The 20,567-nt window shown below is 40.5% G+C and carries 19 protein-coding genes; 6 read left to right on the top strand and 13 right to left on the bottom strand.

Features of this window, described 5'->3' with window-relative positions; translation table 11 throughout:
- Positions 1-14: 14 nt before the first annotated feature.
- Positions 15-1,895: a putative bifunctional diguanylate cyclase/phosphodiesterase gene (locus BM378_RS08370; RefSeq protein WP_074988961.1), complete on the bottom strand. Its 1,881-nt coding sequence runs from the start codon at positions 1,893-1,895 to the stop codon at positions 15-17.
- A gap of 106 nt (positions 1,896-2,001) precedes the next feature.
- The gene (gene trmL / locus BM378_RS08365; RefSeq protein WP_036965886.1) at positions 2,002-2,466 is read right to left on the bottom strand and encodes a tRNA (uridine(34)/cytosine(34)/5-carboxymethylaminomethyluridine(34)-2'-O)-methyltransferase TrmL; all 465 of its coding nucleotides are present in this window, start codon (positions 2,464-2,466) and stop codon (positions 2,002-2,004) included.
- A 193-nt stretch (positions 2,467-2,659) separates the two neighbouring features.
- Here trmL and BM378_RS08360 point away from each other — a divergent pair, with 193 nt between their 5' ends.
- The gene (locus BM378_RS08360; protein WP_074988960.1) at positions 2,660-3,568 is read left to right on the top strand and encodes a cation diffusion facilitator family transporter; all 909 of its coding nucleotides are present in this window, start codon (positions 2,660-2,662) and stop codon (positions 3,566-3,568) included.
- On the opposite strand, the gene BM378_RS08355 is transcribed toward BM378_RS08360, so the two are convergent.
- Genes BM378_RS08355 through BM378_RS08345 form a run of 3 tightly spaced genes read right to left on the bottom strand, consistent with a single transcriptional unit; the run spans position 3,547 to position 6,565 of the window.
- Positions 3,547-4,488: an alpha/beta fold hydrolase gene (locus BM378_RS08355; protein WP_074988959.1), complete on the bottom strand. Its 942-nt coding sequence runs from the start codon at positions 4,486-4,488 to the stop codon at positions 3,547-3,549. The two genes, BM378_RS08360 and BM378_RS08355, sit on opposite strands and share 22 nt — an antisense overlap.
- Positions 4,489-5,874: an ATP-binding protein gene (locus BM378_RS08350; protein ID WP_083422888.1), complete on the bottom strand. Its 1,386-nt coding sequence runs from the start codon at positions 5,872-5,874 to the stop codon at positions 4,489-4,491.
- 1 nt (position 5,875) lies between these two features.
- Positions 5,876-6,565, bottom strand: coding sequence for a response regulator (locus BM378_RS08345; RefSeq protein ID WP_074988958.1), 690 nt, complete (start codon positions 6,563-6,565; stop codon positions 5,876-5,878).
- A gap of 171 nt (positions 6,566-6,736) precedes the next feature.
- Between BM378_RS08345 and BM378_RS08340 the strand changes: the two genes are divergently transcribed.
- Positions 6,737-7,267 (top strand): Spy/CpxP family protein refolding chaperone, encoded by a 531-nt coding sequence (locus BM378_RS08340; RefSeq protein WP_074988957.1) that lies wholly within the window; start codon positions 6,737-6,739, stop codon positions 7,265-7,267.
- A gap of 61 nt (positions 7,268-7,328) precedes the next feature.
- On the opposite strand, the gene yacG is transcribed toward BM378_RS08340, so the two are convergent.
- The 8 genes from yacG to nadC form a co-directional block, all read right to left on the bottom strand.
- A complete protein-coding gene (gene yacG / locus BM378_RS08335; RefSeq protein ID WP_036965896.1) occupies positions 7,329-7,562 on the bottom strand; it encodes a DNA gyrase inhibitor YacG in 234 nt (77 codons plus the stop codon).
- Between the two features lie 67 nt (positions 7,563-7,629).
- Positions 7,630-9,306: a type IV-A pilus assembly ATPase PilB gene (gene pilB, locus BM378_RS08330; RefSeq protein WP_036965899.1), complete on the bottom strand. Its 1,677-nt coding sequence runs from the start codon at positions 9,304-9,306 to the stop codon at positions 7,630-7,632.
- 162 nt (positions 9,307-9,468) lie between these two features.
- Positions 9,469-10,077, bottom strand: a complete 609-nt coding sequence (gene coaE / locus BM378_RS08325; protein ID WP_074988956.1) for a dephospho-CoA kinase — start codon at positions 10,075-10,077, stop codon at positions 9,469-9,471.
- A gap of 2 nt (positions 10,078-10,079) precedes the next feature.
- Positions 10,080-10,976 carry a prepilin peptidase gene (locus BM378_RS08320; RefSeq protein WP_074988955.1) on the bottom strand — a complete coding sequence of 299 codons (897 nt, stop codon included), beginning with the start codon at positions 10,974-10,976 and terminating at the stop codon, positions 10,080-10,082.
- A gap of 75 nt (positions 10,977-11,051) precedes the next feature.
- Positions 11,052-12,287 carry a type II secretion system F family protein gene (locus tag BM378_RS08315; protein ID WP_074988954.1) on the bottom strand — a complete coding sequence of 412 codons (1,236 nt, stop codon included), beginning with the start codon at positions 12,285-12,287 and terminating at the stop codon, positions 11,052-11,054.
- Complete coding sequence (locus BM378_RS08310; RefSeq protein ID WP_143104573.1) at positions 12,280-12,969, bottom strand: hypothetical protein; 690 nt, start codon at positions 12,967-12,969, stop codon at positions 12,280-12,282. Before BM378_RS08310 ends, BM378_RS08315 begins: the two co-directional genes overlap by 8 nt.
- A 111-nt stretch (positions 12,970-13,080) precedes the next feature.
- Positions 13,081-13,629: a pilin gene (locus BM378_RS08305; protein ID WP_074988952.1), complete on the bottom strand. Its 549-nt coding sequence runs from the start codon at positions 13,627-13,629 to the stop codon at positions 13,081-13,083.
- 497 nt (positions 13,630-14,126) lie between these two features.
- On the bottom strand, positions 14,127-14,975 hold the full coding sequence (nadC, locus tag BM378_RS08300; RefSeq protein ID WP_074988951.1) for a carboxylating nicotinate-nucleotide diphosphorylase: 849 nt from the start codon (positions 14,973-14,975) through the stop codon (positions 14,127-14,129).
- Positions 14,976-15,164: 189 nt separating this feature from the next.
- Here nadC and ampD point away from each other — a divergent pair, with 189 nt between their 5' ends.
- The 4 genes from ampD to aceE all read left to right on the top strand — a co-directional run bounded on the left by ampD (position 15,165) and on the right by aceE (position 20,560).
- On the top strand, positions 15,165-15,707 hold the full coding sequence (ampD, locus tag BM378_RS08295) for a 1,6-anhydro-N-acetylmuramyl-L-alanine amidase AmpD (protein ID WP_074988950.1): 543 nt from the start codon (positions 15,165-15,167) through the stop codon (positions 15,705-15,707).
- Positions 15,708-15,730: 23 nt separating this feature from the next.
- Positions 15,731-16,582, top strand: coding sequence for a beta-lactamase regulator AmpE (gene ampE, locus BM378_RS08290; RefSeq protein WP_074988949.1), 852 nt, complete (start codon positions 15,731-15,733; stop codon positions 16,580-16,582).
- Positions 16,583-17,059: 477 nt separating this feature from the next.
- Positions 17,060-17,809, top strand: coding sequence for a pyruvate dehydrogenase complex transcriptional repressor PdhR (pdhR, locus tag BM378_RS08285; protein ID WP_036965924.1), 750 nt, complete (start codon positions 17,060-17,062; stop codon positions 17,807-17,809).
- A gap of 84 nt (positions 17,810-17,893) precedes the next feature.
- Entirely contained in the window at positions 17,894-20,560 is a 2,667-nt protein-coding gene (gene aceE / locus BM378_RS08280; protein ID WP_074988948.1) for a pyruvate dehydrogenase (acetyl-transferring), homodimeric type, read from the top strand.
- Positions 20,561-20,567 lie beyond the last annotated feature (7 nt).

The raw sequence follows: 20,567 nt of genomic DNA, 5'->3' as shown, positions 1-20,567 counted from the left end.
TGAAACAAGGCTTTTTACTTTACAGATTGTTTATCTACTTCATTTTTATCAATAAAATTGGCTACTTGCTCTGCTTTAAGCGGCTTACAGTAATAATAACCTTGTTGATAATGACACCCCATAATATGGAGCATATACGCTTGCTCTTCGGTTTCAACGCCTTCTGCAACAACATTAATGTCTAGGTATTTAGCCAACCGGACAATGGTGGCGGTGATATTTCTATCTTGCTCATTTTTATCAATATCTTTTACAAATGATTTGTCTATTTTTAATGTGTCGATAGGAAAACGCTTAAGGTAGCTCAGCGAAGAGTGCCCCGTACCAAAGTCATCCAGCGTAATATTGACTCCTAAGGCTTTTATGCGTTTCATTTGCTGCTCTGCAAATTCGGGGTTATTCATCATTGCACTTTCTGTGATTTCTAACTCTAAACAACGAGCAGGTACATTATACTTTGTTAAATAATCAACGAGCATTTCGATTAAGCTATTTTGCTGAAAATGCAACGCAGAGATATTAATGGCAACATTGCCAAAAGGCACATCTTGTTTTTGCCAGTTTGCAAGTTGTTGAAGTAATTGCTTCATTAATAATTGGGTAAGGGGGATGATTGCACCATTCTGCTCTGCAAGCGGAATAAATTCATCTGGGTAAATTAGACTGCCATCATCTTGTGGCCAGCGAACGAGTGCTTCAAAGCCATGTAAGCGATTGTGTTGTACATCGTATTTTGGTTGAAAATACAGTACAAATTCATTGTTGGTGATTGCTTTAAAGAGAGCGCTTTCTTTTGTTAGCTCGGTGGGGTCTAACGTGTGGCGTTCTTTATCAAAAAATTGATAGGTGTTTCGGCCCAATTTTTTGGCGTGATTAAGTGCGCTGTTAGCGCTGCGCATTAAGTTTTCACCGTTGTAAGCATTGTCTGGATAGATGGCAATTCCGCAACACGCTGACAGTGAGGTTTCAATACCATCGAGCATGAATGGAGTCTTATATTGTTGTAGCACTGTATCTGCGGTCTTTTTAGCAAAGAAAATGGTTTTGCCAGCATAGAGGTAAGGCGGCACTAAAATAGCAAATTCATCAGCTCCAAGCCGCGCAATAGTAAAGCCTGAATTAAGTGATGAAGTTAAACGACATGCCACTTCTTTTAATAATACATCGCCTAAAGTATGGCCGAGGGAATCATTTATCTTCTTAAAATTGTCGATGTCGATAAACATAATAAGCAGGCTAGGGTATTCGTCATTACAGGCTTTAATCGCTTTATCGAGCGATTCAATAAAAATGGCTCTATTTGAGAGCCCAGTTACAGAGTCGCGAGTTGTTAGCGTGAGCATGGTACGTTCGTTATTCTTACGAGCGGTGACATCACTAAAAAGCCCTACATAGTTAACAGCTCGTTTAGTAAATCGCGGTGTTGAGACTTTTGTGATTGATAAATCAAGTGCATAAGGCTGACCATCCTTGCGCAAGTTCCAGATTTCACCAGACCAATATCCATCTTGTGCGAGCTCTTGTTGGATTAGTGTTTCGAGTTGTCGATCGCGGCCATCTTGTGTGAGTGCTTTAAATTTTTTACCTATAACATCCCCTCTTTTGTAGCCTGTTATTTCGCTGAAGGCATTGTTGATGTCTAGTATTCTAAATTGTTCATCGCAAACCCATATCGCATCTTTCGATTGTGATAAAAGAGCATCAATTAACATCATTTTTTGATTCTTCTGGTAATAAATAACCGCAATGAACAGTGCAATAATGACAAGTAAAATGAGAAAGAACAGCGGGGTTGGGTTGTGTGGTTGCGCTAAATTAAGGTCAGCTGTTGTTGCAGCGCCCACAGAGTGCTGCAAAAGTAAAATGAGACTGTATACAAGGGTTAAAAAGCGCATTAATAATCATCATTTAGAACAAAAAGCCATCTATTTAGATTAGTTCATAAAAAAAGGCCGTGCTAAATAATTATAAATTATTTATTTAATGCGCATTTTCAATGAGTTATTGACCGTTTACAAAACCAAGCTGACGCCATGATTCATAGACAAAAACGGCGACAGAATTTGATAAATTCATGCTTCTGCTGTCTTTTTGCATCGGAATACGCACACGCTGCTCTTTCGGTAATGACTGAATAAGCTCATCGGGTAGGCCGCGTGTTTCAGGGCCAAATACTAAACAATCGCCAGGTTGATATTGTGCTTGATGATGAAATTGGCTGCCTTTGGTCGTACAGGCATAGACTTTTTTTGGCTTGCACTTAGCAAGGTAATCTTCGAATGATGCATGACGTTGTACGTGGCTAAATTCATGGTAATCAAGCCCTGCACGCTTTACGCGTTTATCATCCCACTCAAATCCTAATGGTTCAATTAGGTGTAAGGCATAGCCTGTATTGGCACATAAGCGAATGATATTACCTGTATTTGGCGGAATCTCTGGTTGGTATAAAACGATATCAAGCATGTTTGTCTCATTGTTAGCATTATGATCTGCGGCAGATTATACACAACTGCAGCGTGAGGATCTTGCAGGATTTAAGTTTGTTTACCGCCGATAGCTGTGCTTTATTTATTCTAAATAGCGCTATGTAACATGGGGTAAAACCCTCTAATATGATGATATACTAAAACCTTGTAATGTCTGAAGGTAAAATGTTGTGCAACATCGCAGTTATGAGTTTTGGGTAAAAACCGCCAGCATAGTCACCATTGCTATGGTGAGTTTAATGATTGCAGCAAAAAGTTGGGCATGGCTTGCTTCAGGCTCTGCATCGATGTTGGGCTCGCTCACCGATTCTTTAATGGATATTACCGCATCTTTAATGAGCTTTTTAGTGTTAGGTTATGCGCTACGCCCTGCTGATGATGACCACCGGTTTGGTCATGGCAAAGCGGAAGCTCTTGCTGGGCTTGCTCAAGCTGCATTTATCGCTGGTTCTGGTTGTTTTTTAGCGTTTCATGGTGTTGAACGTCTTTTTAACCCTGTGATACTTAAGCATTCAGACTTAGGTATTTGGGTGAGTTTATTTGCTATTGTTTGTACTTTGGTGGTGGTGTTTGTGCAAACCAAGGTTATTAATCATACCGAATCAATTGCAATAAAAGCGGATTCAGTTCACTACAAAGGCGACCTTATTTTAAATTTAGCTGTTTTGCTTGCCATCCTATTGGCAAAGTACGGCATGACGTATGCGGATCCTATTTTTGCTATTGGGGTGGCTGTTTACTTATTGTATAACAGTTGGGATATTGCCCGTGATAGTGCCGACCATCTGATGGACAAAGAGCTGCCAGAGGATGAAAAAACAGAAATTTTAACCATCGTTAACAGTCACCAAGATGTCTTTGGGGCCCACGATATCCGCACGCGACAAGGTGGTAAAATTAAGTTTATTCAAATGCACTTGGAACTTGAAGACAGTCTCTCGTTAATTCGTGCCCATCAGGTGGCCGATGAAGTTGAAACAATGATACAAACTCACTTTGCCTGCGAACTGGATATACTGGTGCACTTAGATCCACTTTCGGTGGTTAAAAAGTCTCGTCAGAGTGCCTCAAAAAACTGATATAAGTCACTCAATACTGCCTGCCTGATTTCATCTCGCTCGAAAAATAATTCGTGGCGAGCATCAGGGTAACTTTTTAATTTAGCCTGTGTTTGTTTATGCGCAAGCGCATGTTGCGCCGCATTATCGACAACAGTATCGCGCCCGGCACTGGCGATAAAAAGTGGAATATCTACTTTTCTATCGACCAATGAGGCGATAAATTCAAACGATGCATTGAGCCAGCCATACGTCACACCACCAAGTTGTAAGTCGGGCTCTGCAAGATAAAGCGCTCTAAATTGCTGGTACCTTATCTCACTGCTGGTTAATTCATTAACCGAAAAATCAACGGGCAAGTAGTCTGTTTGACCAAATGCATAACGATGACTTAAGCCTAATTGTGAGGCTATTTTCGCGGCTAGTTTTGCAATTGGTTTTGGTGTGCCTTTGGTATAAATATCAAACATGGGGGCAGATAAAAACGCGCCCGAAAAAGAATGTGTGTAGCGAGACAAGTAATCATAGGCAATTGCACTGCCCATTGAGTGTCCGAGTAATACTCGTTGGCCCTGCCAATGAGCATTGACTACCTGCTCGTTAAAAATGGCAAAGTCATCAGCATAATCAGTGAAACGTGTGACATGGCCTTTATGAGCGTTTTTTAAATGGCGATACGAACGGCCTTGACCTTGGTGATCAACAATAAAAACGGCATAACCATTTTGGTAAAACTCCCACAGTAACTCTTTGTATTTGAATAACGACTCAATTCTGCCACTACTAATAACAATGGCTTTTTTAGCTTGCTCTGGAATGGCAAAGCCATAATACAAGGTACCATGTTCAGTGCTTAAGAAATCTTGTTTTAATTGCTGATTAAAAAATGCATTTATCTGTTTAGCATTTATAGTAAGGTGTGCTTCATCGCTGTAAAACATTTACTCACTCTTTATTGGTAAGCGGATTTTAACGCAGAGTCCGCCATGTTCTTGGTTTTCGAGTGTTAGTGTACCATCATGTGCTGAGATCGCATTCTTTGCAATAGCCAGTCCTAAGCCTGTGCCACCCGAATTTCTATCACGAGCATGCTCTTGACGGAAAAATGGCTCACACAGTCTAGCTAAGTAGGCTTCTTTAACCCCATTTCCATCATCACAAATGGTGATATAGAGCGCATCAGACTCAGCTAAGCTCAAAGAGATATGATGGTGTGCATATTTAATCGCGTTGCGTAGTACATTTTCGAGTGCACTGGCGATTAAACTCTCGTCGCATGGTATATCTGTGTGTAATTGGCCATTAATCGTCAGCTCTTTGTGACATTGTTTGGCCTCAAAGCGAGCATCATTTAATACATGATCAACAATAACTTGAACCGATTGCTTGCTTAAGGATAAAGCTTGGCTTCGGGCTTCAAGCCTTGATAGTTGCAATACATCGGCAATCATTTTATCAAGCTGGTTTGCTTCTTTTTCTATTCGTTCGAGGTATGCTTGCTGACTATCATCAGCTTGCATTTGTGCCAGGCCTGTTGCCATTTTTAAGCGTGTAAGTGGTGAGCGTAGTTCATGAGAAATATCTGCAAGTAAGCGTTTTTGTGCTGTTATAAGCTGCTCAAGCTGGCTCGCCATTGTATTAAAGTCACGTCCTAACACCCCCAGTTCATCTTCGCGAGCCGTTGAGAAAACTGCTCGTGCGGTTAAGTCACCGTGGGAAAGTTTTTTTGCAGTTTCTTTTAAACTATTGATAGGGGCAATTAAGTTTCGGCTAAAGAAAAAGCTCAGCATAAGAGAGGCAATTACGGCAATCAATAACTTGAGCCAAGTAGGCATTAACCACAACCCGACAAAAAAAGGCTTTTTACGTTTTTCGTCAATTTCATATAAGTAAAACTTACCCTCGGGTACGTTAATTTCTACAGGACCATACGCTTGGTATTCATCAGTAAAAATAACTTGTGGGCGCATGTGCTTTGTAAAATTTAACAAGCTCAAATCAATCTCTTTCGAGATGGGTTCACTGAGCATTTCGACGCCATGAACTTCGCCATTTAAATACAGTAACTTATGTTTAGATAAGCGAGGGTGCGATACAATTTCTTGAGTCGGTTTACCATGCTTTGCCACAATACGTTCTATACTTTTCGCGGTGTATTCTAGGTTTTTAAGCATGGGGCCGCGTAACTCATCATTCCCTACATTGCTGGTTAATTGGCTTAAAAAGACTAGCAGAGTAATGGTTGCTATGACTGTAACCCAAAACCATGCAAAGATTTTTAAGAACAAATAATGATGTGGCTTTTTTATCCAACTCGGAAAGGTCATATTATTCACCTTGAATAAGTACGTAACCGCTACCACGCATGGTTTTGATACGCTCGCTATTTATAAACTCAGCAATTTTCTTTCGAATATTACTCACATGCATGTCAATGGAGCGGTCGAAAGGGGCTAGTCGTCTGCCAAGAACTTGCTCACTAATTTGCTCTTTACTGATCACTTCACCGGCATGGCGGACTAGCATGGCCAGTATTTCATACTCAGTTCCCGTTAAACTTAATACATTGCCACTGACAGACGCTTCACGAGTCGCAAAGTTAATGTGAATACTATTGACACTGAGTGAACTTGTTTGCTGGCTCGATAGACTATTAATATGTTCGATACGACGGGTTATTGCTTTAACTCGCGCCAGCAGTTCTCTGTGATTAAATGGCTTTGGTATGTAGTCATCTGCACCAAGCTCTAAACCAAAAATACGGTCAAAGTCTTCCCCTTTGGCTGTGAGCATAATGACAGGCGTGAGTTTATGTTGCCGAAGTTGCTTGAGTACTTCAAAGCCATCCATCGACGGTAGCATGACATCAAGCAAAATTAATTCGTAGTTGTATTTTAAGGCCTGATTTAGGCCTTGTGCGCCATCATGATAACAATCAACTGTAAAGCCTTGTGCTGTTAAATACTCGCTTAACAGCTCGCACAGCCCTGTATCATCGTCGATCATAAGTAGTTTCATTGTGGCACCTATTGCACTGTTTCTTTAAGGCTATTCTACTCAGTAAATTGTGTAAAAGTGAATCTTTACACAACCTTTACACTGGTTTGCGTTCCTTTGCATTGAAGTGAGTATAGTGAATCCATCAGTTAAAAATAACGACAGAACACAACCCAACAAAAGGTAATGACTATGACTATTTCAAATAAGCTTTCTAAATTCGTACTTGTTTGTGGTTTAGCTGCAGCAAGTGTTGGCGCAACATCAGTAATGGCAAAAGGGGATATGCACCGAGGCATGAATCCGCAAGCCGGTTTTTTATTGTCTGAGCGTGGAATTAATAAATTACAATTAACAGAAGCACAGCAAGCCCAACTTAAAGCGATTTTTGCTGAGCAAACAACACAAATGAAGGCTCTTCGTGGTGATAAAGGCAGCATGAAAGACAATAGAATAGCCTACAAAGAGAAAATGGATGCACTCTTAGCGACCCACGCATTTGATGAAAATGCAGCACGTGAACTAATTAAAGCCCGCCAAGAAAAAGGTGAGCAATTTGCGTTAATTAAAATGAAATCAGAGCATGCAATCTGGCAAGTTCTTAACGCAGAACAGCGTGAAAGCTATCAAGAAATTAAAAAACAGCTGCGTAAAAAAGGTCACAAAAAGGGGCTACACAGAGTTGATGGTGAGCGTAATAAGGCTGAAAGAACACATAGCTAATATGTTCCAGTGCATTCGTTAAACTAGAAAGCGCGGCTAATGAAGCCGCGTTTCTTAATACTTATTCTTTGAAAAATGAATCATCATTCTTAGCGAGCATAGCCTCGATATCTTCTATCATATCTTGGTTAAGTTCGTTTGCACTGGTGATGGGTGAAGAAATCTTGTTATTTTCAAATGACCACTCACCTAGATCGATCAGCTGACAGCGTTTTGAACAAAAAGGGCGATACGGGCTTTGTTCTGACCATTCTACTTTTTCTTTGCAGGTCGGGCAGTTTACAACGGTTGGCATGGTGTGATCTCTATTAAGCAATTTTAGCTGATCTTACTAAAGCTCAGCCTAAGAATCGAGTCGCGAGTTAAAAACTCGTGACCCGATTTATTTCAGCTAGCGAGGTGACACCATCCGCCGCTTTTTTTAATCCCGATAGACGTAAGTTATTAAATCCTGATTTTAAAGAAACCTCAGCAATTTCGAGTGAATTACCTCCACGCATAATAATTTGCGCAATTTCAGGGGTAATTTGCATGACTTCGTAAATACCTACTCGTCCCTTATAGCCATCGGTACAGCTATCACAGCCTTTTGGAGAAAACAGCGTGAGTTTACTCAATGTTGCGGGGTCAAAGCCTTGGCGAATAAGTTCTTCATCGGGCAGTTTTTCTGGGGTTTTACATTTCGGACATAAACGTCTGGCCAGTCGCTGTGCAATGATAAGACTAATTGAACTTGCAACGTTGTATGCCGGAACGCCCATGTTTAACAATCGAGTCAGTGTTTCTGGCGCTGAATTTGTGTGCAGCGTCGATAAGACTAGGTGGCCTGTTTGCGCTGCTTTAATGGAAATTTCAGCTGTTTCTAGATCTCGTATCTCACCGACCATGACGACATCGGGATCTTGACGCAAGAACGCTTTTAACGCGTTGGCGAACGTCATATCTGCTTTTGTGTTAATTTGTACTTGGTTAATGCCTTCAAGGTTGATCTCAACCGGATCTTCCGCAGTACTAATATTGCGCTCAGGTTGGTTCAAAATATTCAAGCCGGTGTAAAGAGATACTGTTTTACCAGAGCCTGTAGGACCTGTCACTAGTATCATCCCTTGCGGCTGTTCGAGCGCATCCATGTAGAGTTTTTTCTGTTCAGGCTCATAACCCAATACATCGATGCCAAGCATAGCACTTGATGAATCAAGAATACGCATTACAATTTTTTCGCCCCACAGCGTTGGCAGGGTACTGACACGAAAGTCGATACTTTTACGTTCAGTAATTTTTAATTTAATGCGACCATCTTGTGGTTTACGTTTTTCGGCGATATCTAAGCGTGACATAACTTTTATGCGCGCAGATAATCGACTTGCTAGGCTATTCGGTGGGCTTGCCATTTCGTGTAAAATGCCATCAATCCGAAAGCGCACTCGATAACGATGCTCGTATGGCTCGAAGTGTAAATCTGATGCCCCTTTTTTGATTGCATCCATCAAAATCTTATTGATGTAGACAATAATAGGCGCATCGTCTTTGTCTTCATCACTACTTGGCATATCGCGTGGTTTATCGGTGTCGAGATCGCCAAGCTCTTTAAATTCGTCATCCGTTAAATGTAAGCTACCGGCCGCATCAAGCAGCTGCTCTATTTTATTTTCTAGCTGGTTGTAATCAACCACTACAACTTCACAAGACAGACCTGTACTAAATTCAAAGTTTTCAAACGCACCGTAATCAGTAGGGTCCGATGCCGCTATATATAGCTTACGGCCTTTCTTTATCAGCGGGAGGATATGATGCTCGCGAATGAGCTTTTCTTTAACTAACTCATCAGAAATAAGTGATACATCGAAGTCTTTGATATCAAAATAGGGAACACGGAACAAGTCAGTGCATTGCTCTGCTAATTCATGCGCGTCTATACCGCAGCTCTTAGAAATGAGCTCAGCTGTGGAGTTATATTCTCGTTGCTTTAATTTGACGGTCTCTGCATCAATGCGACCTAATGTGATAAATTTTCTCAGTAACGGTGAGTTAATATTCATTGCGCACCTTAATTTGATCCTTTCTATGCCAAATCTATCAGAAAAAAGCAGGGTATAACATCAGTCTTGTCGATTTAGGCAAAATTGCAAAATAAATTCACCCTTTAACTCAGGTATTTATAATCTGTATTAATGTTTTTGTATTAGATGGATATGTATTTTTTAGCATATAGTTTCAGCATGAGTTAAATATTTTTGATGCAGCTTTTTCACATCAATCGCAACTTCAGATAGAGCGCGATCATTGTCTAAAATATCATCGGCTTTTAGCTGTTTATCGGCACGAGACATTTGTGATGCAATAATTTTTTTCGCTTGAGCATCAGAGACATTGTCGCGTACGCTGGTCCTAGTAATTTGAGTTGTGACGGGGACATCGATGAGCAACGTATGGTTGCACAATTTTTCTAAACCGTTTTCAAATAATAAGGGCGCAACTAAAATTACATAGTCGCTGGTGGCTTGTTGCAGTTGCTTAAGCATGGATTCCCTTATTAACGGGTGTAGCAGAGCATTGAGCCATGCTTTTTCGGTTTCATTATCAAAAATAATGCCCCTAAGCTTCGCGCGGTCAAGCACTCCCTCGCTGGTGAGAATAGTTTTGCCAAAATGCTCAACAATTTTTTTAAGACCTACACTGCCTGGCTCGACGACTTCTCTTGCGACGATGTCGGCATCAACAACCGTGATCCCTAACTTTTCAAACATCGCACTCACAGCACTTTTGCCAGAGCCAATACCACCCGTTAAGCCTAAAATCCAGTTTGCCATATTTAATGACCTAAATAGCTAAAATAGGTTGTTTGAATTTGCTCACCCCACAATAAGGTTACCCAACCGGCTATCGCAAGGTAGGGGCCAAAGGGAATAGGCGTGGTTTTATCTTTGCCTTGAATAATAATTTGCAGCATACCAATAAGAGCGCCAACGACACTCGAAAGCAGCACGATAGTTAAAATAGCCTGCCAACCAAGTAACGCTCCAAATACGGCGAGTAATTTAAAATCGCCATACCCCATGCCTTCTTTTCCAGTAGCAAGTTTAAAGAGCCAATACACACTCCATAAACTTAAATAGCCAATTGCAGCGCCAATAATCGCATCAGAAGGGGCGATTGTGATGTTCATCACGGCTGCAATCAATGCAAGCCAAACAAGCGGTAAGGTAAGTTGGTCTGGCAAAAGCATATGATCAATATCAATGAACGTAAGCGCAATGAGCACCCATGTGATTACAATATAAAGTAACGCAAGTTCAGATGCGCCAAATACAACTGCAACCGCGAGGCTTAAGCTGGCTGTTAGCATTTCAACAATGGGGTAACGAACAGAGATTGGCGCCTCACAACTTGCACAGCGGCCTTTGAGTATTAACCAGCTGATGACAGGAATGTTCTGCCAAATTTTAATCGGTGCCTTACACTGTGGGCAGGTTGAATTAGGTGTGACTAAATTAAAAGGCGTAGGCTCTTCAGTATGGTTAATTGTTAGCTCATCGGCCAATAACAGACGGCACTCTGATTGCCATTCTCGTTTCATCATCAGTGGTAGCCTGTAAATAACGACATTTAAAAAGCTACCAATACACAGACTCACAAGTCCTACAGTTAACAAATAAAACCACTGTTGAGATTGCATCACGGTGGCTATATCAAGGAAAAAATTTTGCATTAAACTACCTAAAATACAACATTGAACTAAGAATCAAGAGCTTAAAGCTTGATTGCTTAAAATTACATGTTTGGGTTATACAACAGAACCTAACTGGAAAATAGGTAAATACATGGCAATAATTAAACCACCGACCAGCACGCCAAGTACAGCCATGATCAGCGGCTCTAATAAGCTTGAAAGGCCATCGACTGCGTCATCAACCTCTTGCTCGTAAATAGTAGCTACTTTGGCAAGCATGCCATCTAATGAACCTGACTCTTCACCAATTGCGACCATTTGAATTACCATATCAGGAAAAATTTTTGTATTTCGCATTGCCCAGTTCATCAAATTACCTGAGCTTACTTCTGCTTTTATCTCTAAAATAGCGTAACGGTACACTGCATTACCTGAGGCTCCCGCGGCGGAGTCTAGCGCATCAACCAAGGGTACACCTGCAGCAAAGGTTGTTGAAAGGGTTCGTGCATAACGAGCCACCGCTGCTTTATTTAAAATCATGCCAATAACAGGTAACTTTAATATAGCTCTGTCGTTGGCATCTCTGAGCTTTTTGCTTTTAAGCAGGGCTTCTTTATAGGCATAACCAAAAGCAATAACAGCAATCAGCATCATCCACCAATACTCTTGCATAAATTCAGATATACCAATCACCATTAAAGTAAAGGCGGGGAGCTCAGCACCAAAACCGTTAAAAATATCTTGGAATTGGGGTACCACAAAAATAAGTAAGATTGAGGTAACAATTAAGGCCACAACTAATACCGCAATCGGGTAAAACATTGCTTTTTTGATTTTAGACTTTAAAGCTTCGGCTTTTTCTTTATAAAGTGCGACACGGTCGAAAATTTTATCAAGGGCACCCGATTGCTCACCCGATGCAACAAGGTCGCAATACAAATCATCAAAATAACGGGGGTGTTTGCGTAAAGCTTGCGAGAGTGGCACACCTGCTTTTACTTCGTCACCAACTTCTTCCATCAGCCTAGCAACACTTTTATTTTTAGCACCTGAACCTATCATTTCAATAGATTGAATAAGCGGCACACCAGCCATCAGCATGGTCGCTATTTGGCGTGTAATTAAAGCAATGTCTTTAGGGGTAATTTTTTGTACACTTTGAATACCGAATAGCGGCTTAGGTTTACGTTTTACTTTAGACGGGGTAATGCCTTGCTTACGCAATTGTGCTTTTACTAGAGAGATACTCTGTCCACTAAGCTCACCCTCTAGTTTTTTCCCTCTAGTGTTTACACCAACCCACAAAAATGTATCTAGTGATTTATTGTCAGAATCCTTCTTACTACTCATTTTTGTACCATCCATTAATATTTAAATAAGTGACAATATCAGCACTTTTTTTATCTAATAAAACTATCCACTCATCTGAATAATGGCTAGTAAGCGGGTAATAAACTAAATTATCTAAATCTAAGTCATGTAGTTGAGAAAAAAGCTGTATTTTTTCTATATTTTCTTGTGTTAATTCTTTTATATTTTGTGCATTTTTTAATACTTCGCTCTTAATAGGTTGATATTCAATTTGGCGAGCTACTTTAAATGATGGATGATTACCATTTATTGCGTCTTTTATACTCATCAGAAATTCAGGGTTTGATGGTGCTAATTTTTCTGTTCCTATAATTTCAGGGCCACTCATTAAATTATAAGGTGTGAACTTATTTGATTCGCCTAGAAGATCAATTGGCCTAACAACTCTGAACCTGTTGAATTCATATGCTATGTAAACTGGTTTTGCTTCATATAGTGTTTTATAGCCAATGGCTGAAGCTGAAATTTGCAAAATACATAAGAAACTGTACTTTATGATTATTTCTTTATTAGAATCTTTTCTACTTAAAAATAGTAAAGTAGCAATTGTTATAAATAATAAAAGTTCGACAATGATGAATATTTCTAATACGCCTCTTCCACCAGTGAGTTCAATAATTTCCTCTGGGTACCATATATTGTAAAAAATAAGGAAAGGCAAAACCGAGACCAATAAAGTCAAAAGGAGATGATAGTAGGTTAGTTTTTTTGTAAAAGGGTATGGCATAAAAAGTAGCGATAAAGGGTATAGAGACTATACCCTTCGAAAAAATTATTTACATTCTGAAGGAGCAAAACGTGCTTCAAGTGTACCTGCTGCACCACCTGCATACGCAGCAACATTTGCACCTGCTGCAGCACAACGCCAGTTTACAGCATCAGTCGGAGGAGTGAATGCTGCAGCACAACGCCAGTTTACAGCATCAGTCGGAGGAGTGAATGCTGCAGTACCTACAGGAAGAGCTGTACCAATAGGAGCATTTGGTGTGATAATTAAAGTACCACCACCAGCAGCAGCTGTGGTTTCTACCGTAATTACACCTGTAGCTGCAGTAATAGCTACACTAGTAGTGTTAGCTGTCGCTGTTGGTGCATTATAACCTAATGCATAACCTGCAGCATCACCACGAGGATTACCAGAAGCCAATACGTCTTGTACATTAATTTTTGCAGCTGATGCTAGCCCTAAACCTTCAGCCACACGTGCACGTACAGTATAGTCTTGATACGCTGGCAGTGCCACTGCAGCCAAAATACCGATGATTGCTACTACAATCATTAATTCAATTAGGGTGAAACCCTGTTGCTTTTGTTGTGTCATTTTGTTCCTCTCCTAAAGGATATGATGTTTTGTAAGTTTAGCTGTTAGATCAGCATTGTAAAATCGATGCTAAACATACAGGACTATTCTTACAGTTTTACTTAAAACTTCTGTTAAAAATCGTGATTGTTAACAAGTTGATTTTAAACTTTTGTTCATTAAGTGTTTGTTAATTTACTTTAGCATCAATTAATGTATTTGAAAGCAATTTTCCGGCTAGATAACTGGTTTTTCAGAAGTTTCCTACTTTAGTTTGAGACAGATCAAGCTTAAAAATCCATAATTGAACTATTTATACACATGCATCCTTGCTGGAACTTATTGAATTAGTTGTAAACTTACGTAAGTCATTAGGACACAATGATACTAAAGAACTAAAAGCACTGAAAAGTTATTGATTTTTTGTTACCGATTCAGGCTTTTTACGTATTTAATGCTTTTTTTATTTCGTTGTCAACGAATTAGGTAAACATTAAATACGCAAAAATGGGGTGGGGTTACGCGTTAAAGCGCATCGATAGGTCGATTGATTGTAAATTTTTTGTAAGTGCGCCGCTTGAGATAAAATCAACGCCTGCTTGCGAATAAGCTTTTAGTGTTTCAAGGGTCATATTGCCAGACACTTCTAATTTTGCTCGCTTATCAGTAAGGATGACGGCTTGCTGTATTTGTTCCACAGTAAAGTTATCAAGCATGATGATATCAGCACCCGCATGAATGGCTTGCTCAAGCTCATTTAAAGATTCAACTTCGACTTCTACAGGTTTTGATGGATGATTAACTTTTGCTTGTGCCACTGCTTTATCAATGCCACCACATGCTGCAATGTGGTTTTCTTTAATTAAGAATGCATCGAATAAACCAATACGATGGTTCGCGCCGCCGCCGCATTTGACAGCGTATTTCTGCAACGCACGTAAGCCCGGAATCGTTTTACGAGTATCAAGTAACTGCGTGGTTGTTCCTGCAAGTTCTTTAACATAGTGGGCTGTGGTTGTTGCTGTACCCGAAAGCGTTTGCACAAAATTAAGCGCTGTACGCTCTGCGGTTAAAATGGCACGTGCAGAACCAGACGCTGTAAATAAGGTGGCATTTGCAGCGACTTTATCACCATCGTTTACTAATACATCAACTTTTACCGTTGCATCTACTTGCTTGAACACTTCTAAAATAATGTCTTTGCCACAAAATACACAGTCTTCACGAGTAATTACTTTGGCATTCGCTTGCTCGTTTTCAGGGATGAGTTGAGCCGTGATATCACCGTCGTTTGCATTTTGGTAATCCAAATCTTCATCAAGGGCGAGTTTAACCAGTTGGCTAATTAAAGAGTGAGGGACTGACATGTCGAAAGCTCATTGTTTATTAATAAATTGGCTAAATTTTACTATGTTTGACCTTGTATTAGAAGTTAAAGATTTATCGCTAACGTGGATTAAAAGTCCTTTTGAGTGGCTACACAAATGAATGCGGCTAGACCCTGAGTAGCGAACCATTTACACTGTTTAACTTTATTGTCATTGTTAGTTTTTAATATGCATATAAACGAATTAGGCCTGTTAAACAGTGTGTTACAGCGGCCATGCAGGCATTATGATGCGCGTCCTGATAATGAAGTGTCATTACTTGTGATTCACAATATTTCGCTACCCGCAGGGCAGTTTGGCACGCGATATGTGGATGATTTATTCATGGGTTGCATAGACTGTGAGGCACACGAAAGTTTTGTTGACTTAAAGGGGCTTAGAGTATCTGCGCATTGTTTTATTCGTCGTACGGGTGAAGTGATTCAATATGTGCCATTTGAAAAGCGTGCTTGGCATGCAGGTGTGTCTGAGTTTAATGGCCGTCAGCAATGTAATGACTTTAGTGTAGGTATTGAGCTTGAAGGTACTGATACTGAGCCGTATACCCAAGCACAATATAATGCATTACACTTAGTGACAAAGGCACTTATGGATAAATACCCAAAAATAACTCGCTCTCGTATTGTCGGCCACTGCGATATTGCACCCGGTAGAAAAACGGATCCGGGCGAGAGTTTTGATTGGCCATACTTTTTTGATTTAGTGTTTTAATTTAAAGGATATAGGTAACAAGCATGATCTTGATTTCAATTATAGTTGCGCTAGTCATTGAGCGTCTTGGGGCGCGGGCTGATTACTGGCAAATTGGTTTTTATGCCGATCACTACCTAAAGCACTCTAAAAAACACTTATCAGAAAAAGGCTTATTCAATTCGCCCGTTGGTTTTCTGATCTGGTTAATGTTACCAGTGATTGCTATTGCCTTAGTTTATAAGTTATCAGATTTTATAGTATGGCAATTAGCGGTTAACACCTTGGTGTTATTAACGTGTTTTGGCTGTGCTAAGCAACGAGCACTGTATAAGTCTTATCTCAATGCTCTAACGCGAAACGATCAAGAAGCTGCGACATTATTTGCATTACAAATGGGCCAAAAGAAAACAGAAGCTGAGCCCCAAGGGGAAACATTCGGGCAAACACTCGCGTGGCTTAATTTCCGCTTTTATTGTGCTGTTATTTTTTGGTTTGTGATATTGGGTGTACCGGGCGCAATACTCTATGCCTTAGTGCGTACTTACGCTGACAAGGTAAGAGAAAACCATAATATGGTGTATGCAAAACGCTTTAAACTAATTCATACCTTATTATTTTGGTTAGATTGGTTACCTGCGCGCATTGCAAGTTTTGGTTATCTTGTTATTGGCAACTTTAATAAAGGAACCAGTTGCTGGTTGAAATACGTGTTGGACTTTTCAGTAAGCAATCGCAAAGTGGTTACTCAAACAGCTTTGGCTGCAGAGCAAATTGAGCAGCAGTATGTTGGTTGCACTTATGAGGCAACCTGTATGATGAAACTCGTAAAACGTAATGTGTTGTTCTTTTTAGTCATTATTGCCGCACTCACTCTATTTGGTGGGTTGGCGTAGTAAAGTTAGCAAGTTGCAAGGGCTGGCTTTAGCCGGGAACGGCTTTTAAAGTCAGCGAGCTGCAAGAGTAAAGCTTGTAGGAATGATTTCAGTCATGAATCATTCTGTTAATGTACGTCGTTTGAGTTTTGATTTTTCAGCACTGTAATGCTTTCTACTTTGCCTTTCTACAAAGCCACTCAAATCAGCTAACATCAAATAGCTGACTTCTAAGAGCGTGCTTGTTAATCTGGTCTGACCATTTATTTTTTATTGTTTTCTTCTTCCGAAATAGCGACTTTCTTCCATACTGTTTAATCTTTATGCAAAATGGAGTACCGTGTCAGTTGGCGCTGAGCGCAGTGAAATTGACAGAAATACCGGTTTTTGATAACGTATGCTACAAATTTGGTATGACCAATTTACCTTTTGGTTGAGTCTTATGGCTAAAAACCCTGTGTTTAGCGGGCTTGGCCGAAACAACGCGGACGTTGATAAATGTCTTTAAAGATAAAAGCAGCAAAATTATCTGATGTAATTTTACAACAACTTGAGAATATGATTCTTGAGGGGTCGTTAGCGCCAGGCGAAAAATTACCTCCTGAACGTGAGTTAGCGAAACAGTTTGAAGTATCGCGTCCATCACTTCGAGAGGCTATTCAAAAGCTGGAAGCTAAAGGCTTAGTCACGCGTCGTCAAGGGGGTGGCACGTTTGTAAAAAATCAGCTTGAAGAGGGGCTTACTGATCCACTCTTTGATTTGATAAGTAAACATCCTGAATCACAATTTGATTTACTTGAATTTCGTCATGCTCTTGAGGGAATCGCAGCTTATTATGCTGCAATGCGTGGTACGACGAATGATTTTAAAAAAGTAAAACAAAGCTTTGACAATATTGCGCTTGTAAATGATGACATTGTGCAAAAAGCAAAAGCAATTAATGCATTTCATTTCAGCGTAGCTGAAGCGTCTCATAATGTCGTGTTGCTGCACTTAGTGCGTGGTATGCAAGCATTGCTTGAGCAAAATGTATTACAAAATTTAACTGTACTGTTAAAAAAGCCGCAAATCAGCCAGCAGCTCGCAGAGCATAGACGACTGTTAATGGATGCGGTTATTGAAGGAAACCCAGAGCAAGCACGCCTTGCTAGTAATGCTCACTTGGCCTTTATCGAAGAAGCCTTACTTGAGGCTGGCAAAGAGCATTCGCGGATTGAACGTAGTTTAAGACGCACCAAACAACATTAAGCAAGTGATTAGCTAAGTTTAGTTAACTACTTAATTTAAGATTTATTAAAATAATTAGTATTTTAAACATAAGGAAACCTCCATATGTCTGAAGTCAATAAAATTGACGTAGACGCGCTAGAAACACAAGAGTGGTTACAAGCCCTTGAGTCTGTTGTGCGTGAAGAAGGTGTAGAACGTGCTCAATTCTTACTTGAGCAAGTGTTAGAGCAAGCCCGTTTAGACGGTGTTGATATGCCTACTGGCACAACTACTAACTACGTTAATACCATTCCAGTAGATCAAGAACCAGCCTACCCAGGTGATGTGAATGTTGAGCGTCGTATTCGTTCAATCATTCGTTGGAATGCGATTATGATCGTATTACGCGCGTCGAAAAAAGATCTCGACTTAGGCGGCCATATGGCGTCTTACCAGTCTTCAGCGGCTTTTTATGAAGTTTGTTTTAATCACTTCTTTAAAGCGCCAAACGATGTAGACGGCGGTGACTTAGTTTATTATCAAGGTCATATTTCTCCAGGTATCTATGCGCGTGCATTCGTTGAGGGTCGTTTAACAGCTGAGCAGCTTGATAACTTCCGTCAAGAAGTTGATGGTAAAGGTCTTCCTTCGTACCCACACCCGAAATTAATGCCTGAATTCTGGCAGTTCCCTACGGTATCGATGGGTCTGGGTCCAATTGCTTCAATTTACCAAGCGCGTTTCTTAAAGTACTTAGATGGTCGCGGCTTAAAAGACACTAAAAACCAACGCGTATATGCTTTCTTAGGCGATGGTGAGATGGATGAGCCAGAATCACGTGGTGCAATCTCATTCGCTGCACGTGAAAAATTAGATAACCTATGTTACCTAATCAACTGTAACTTACAGCGTTTAGATGGCCCAGTAATGGGTAATGGTAAAATCATTCAAGAGCTTGAAGGCCTATTTAAAGGTGCAGGCTGGAACGTGATTAAAGTTGTATGGGGCAGCGGTTGGGATATCTTACTTGCTAAAGATACAACCGGTAAGTTACTACAGTTAATGAACGAAACTATTGACGGTGACTACCAAACATATAAAGCAAAAGACGGTGCCTACGTGCGTGAGCACTTCTTTGGTCGTTATCCAGAAACAGCAGCACTTGTTGCTGATATGACAGACGAAGAAATCTTCGCACTTAAGCGTGGTGGTCATGAGCCATCAAAGCTTTACGCAGCATTCAAAAAAGCAGAAGAAACGAAAGACCGTCCAACTGTTATCCTAGCGAAAACGGTTAAAGGTTACGGCATGGGTGAAGCGGCTGAAGGTAAAAACATCGCACACCAAGTTAAGAAAATGGACATGACACACGTAGCACACTTACGTTCGCGTCTTGGTTTACAGGATCTTGTGTCAGATGATCAATTAGCTGATCTTCCATACTTAACACTTGAAGAAGGCTCAGAAGAGTACAAATACTTACACGCTCGCCGTGAAGCACTTCAAGGTTACACACCGAAGCGTATTGCTAAATTCTCTGAAAAGTTAGTCTTACCAGAAGTAGAGGCATTTAAACCATTACTTGAAGAGCAAAAGCGCGACATTTCTACAACAATGGGCTTTGTTCGTGCACTTAATGTGTTGCTTAAAGACAAAGGTATTGGCAAAAATATTGTGCCTATCATTGCTGACGAAGCACGTACATTTGGTATGGAAGGTTTATTCCGTCAAATCGGTATTTATAACCCACATGGCCAAAATTACACGCCTCAAGACCGTGACATCGTTTCTTACTACAAAGAAGCTACATCAGGTCAAGTATTACAAGAAGGTATCAATGAGTTAGGTGCAATGTCGTCATGGGTTGCTGCTGCAACATCATACAGCACCAACGATTTACCTATGATCCCATTCTATATCTACTATTCTATGTTTGGTTTCCAACGTGTTGGTGATATGGCATGGATGGCGGGTGACCAACAAGCACGTGGTTTCTTATTAGGAGCCACTGCAGGTCGTACAACGTTAAATGGTGAAGGCCTGCAGCACGAAGATGGTCACAGCCATATTCTTGCTAACACAGTGCCTAACTGTATTTCTTATGACCCAACTTACGCTTACGAAGTTGCAGTTATTATGCAAGACGGTATTCGTCGTATGTACGGTGAAGATCAAGAGAACGTGTTCTATTACCTAACACTGATGAACGAAAACTACCATCAACCAGCAATGCCAGAAGGCGCTGAAGAAGGTATTCGTAAAGGTATCTATAAGCTTGAAACCGTGGCTGGTGATAAAGCGAAAGTACAGTTGCTAAGCTCGGGTACTATCATGATTGAAGTACGTAAAGCTGCCCAAATCTTAAGTGAAGAGTACGGTATTGGTTCAGATGTATTCTCAGTAACTTCATTCAATGAATTAACACGTGATGGTCAAGATGTTGAGCGTTTCAATATGCTTAACCCAGATGCAGAGCAAAAGACTGCTTACATCACTGAAGCATTGTCAGACGCTGTAACAGTTGCTGCAACGGATTACATGAAGAACTACGCAGAGCAAGTTCGTTCATTTGTACCAAGCAGTAACTACAAAGTACTTGGTACAGACGGTTTCGGTCGTTCTGATAGCCGTGAAAATTTACGTCGTCACTTTGAAGTTAATGCAGGTTATGTTGTTGTTGCAACATTATCTGAACTTGCTAAACGTGGTGAAGTTGAGAAGTCTGTGGTTGCAGAAGCAATCAAGAAGTTCGACATCGACACTAACAAAGTTAACCCGCTATACGCATAAGAGGTTC

The organism is Pseudoalteromonas lipolytica (genome assembly GCF_900116435.1).
In the GTDB taxonomy this organism is placed as follows: Bacteria; Pseudomonadota; Gammaproteobacteria; order Enterobacterales; family Alteromonadaceae; genus Pseudoalteromonas; species Pseudoalteromonas lipolytica.
This window is presented reverse-complemented; position numbering and strand designations above follow the sequence as displayed.

What these genes read in the sequence shown, in the direction of transcription:
- BM378_RS08370 (WP_074988961.1), bottom strand. Translation starts at nt 1,895, where the DNA reads ATGCGCTTTTTAACCCTTGTATACAGTCTCATTTTACTTTTGCAGCAC.
- ampD (WP_074988950.1), top strand. Translation starts at nt 15,165, where the DNA reads ATGCATATAAACGAATTAGGCCTGTTAAACAGTGTGTTACAGCGGCCA.
- BM378_RS08350 (WP_083422888.1), bottom strand. Translation starts at nt 5,874, where the DNA reads ATGACCTTTCCGAGTTGGATAAAAAAGCCACATCATTATTTGTTCTTA.
- trmL (WP_036965886.1), bottom strand. Translation starts at nt 2,466, where the DNA reads ATGCTTGATATCGTTTTATACCAACCAGAGATTCCGCCAAATACAGGT.
- pilB (WP_036965899.1), bottom strand. Translation starts at nt 9,306, where the DNA reads ATGAATATTAACTCACCGTTACTGAGAAAATTTATCACATTAGGTCGC.
- yacG (WP_036965896.1), bottom strand. Translation starts at nt 7,562, where the DNA reads ATGCCAACCGTTGTAAACTGCCCGACCTGCAAAGAAAAAGTAGAATGG.
- BM378_RS08320 (WP_074988955.1), bottom strand. Translation starts at nt 10,976, where the DNA reads ATGCAAAATTTTTTCCTTGATATAGCCACCGTGATGCAATCTCAACAG.
- BM378_RS08305 (WP_074988952.1), bottom strand. Translation starts at nt 13,629, where the DNA reads ATGACACAACAAAAGCAACAGGGTTTCACCCTAATTGAATTAATGATT.
- BM378_RS08315 (WP_074988954.1), bottom strand. Translation starts at nt 12,287, where the DNA reads ATGAGTAGTAAGAAGGATTCTGACAATAAATCACTAGATACATTTTTG.
- nadC (WP_074988951.1), bottom strand. Translation starts at nt 14,975, where the DNA reads ATGTCAGTCCCTCACTCTTTAATTAGCCAACTGGTTAAACTCGCCCTT.
- ampE (WP_074988949.1), top strand. Translation starts at nt 15,731, where the DNA reads ATGATCTTGATTTCAATTATAGTTGCGCTAGTCATTGAGCGTCTTGGG.
- aceE (WP_074988948.1), top strand. Translation starts at nt 17,894, where the DNA reads ATGTCTGAAGTCAATAAAATTGACGTAGACGCGCTAGAAACACAAGAG.
- BM378_RS08345 (WP_074988958.1), bottom strand. Translation starts at nt 6,565, where the DNA reads ATGAAACTACTTATGATCGACGATGATACAGGGCTGTGCGAGCTGTTA.
- BM378_RS08355 (WP_074988959.1), bottom strand. Translation starts at nt 4,488, where the DNA reads ATGTTTTACAGCGATGAAGCACACCTTACTATAAATGCTAAACAGATA.
- coaE (WP_074988956.1), bottom strand. Translation starts at nt 10,077, where the DNA reads ATGGCAAACTGGATTTTAGGCTTAACGGGTGGTATTGGCTCTGGCAAA.
- pdhR (WP_036965924.1), top strand. Translation starts at nt 17,060, where the DNA reads ATGTCTTTAAAGATAAAAGCAGCAAAATTATCTGATGTAATTTTACAA.
- BM378_RS08340 (WP_074988957.1), top strand. Translation starts at nt 6,737, where the DNA reads ATGACTATTTCAAATAAGCTTTCTAAATTCGTACTTGTTTGTGGTTTA.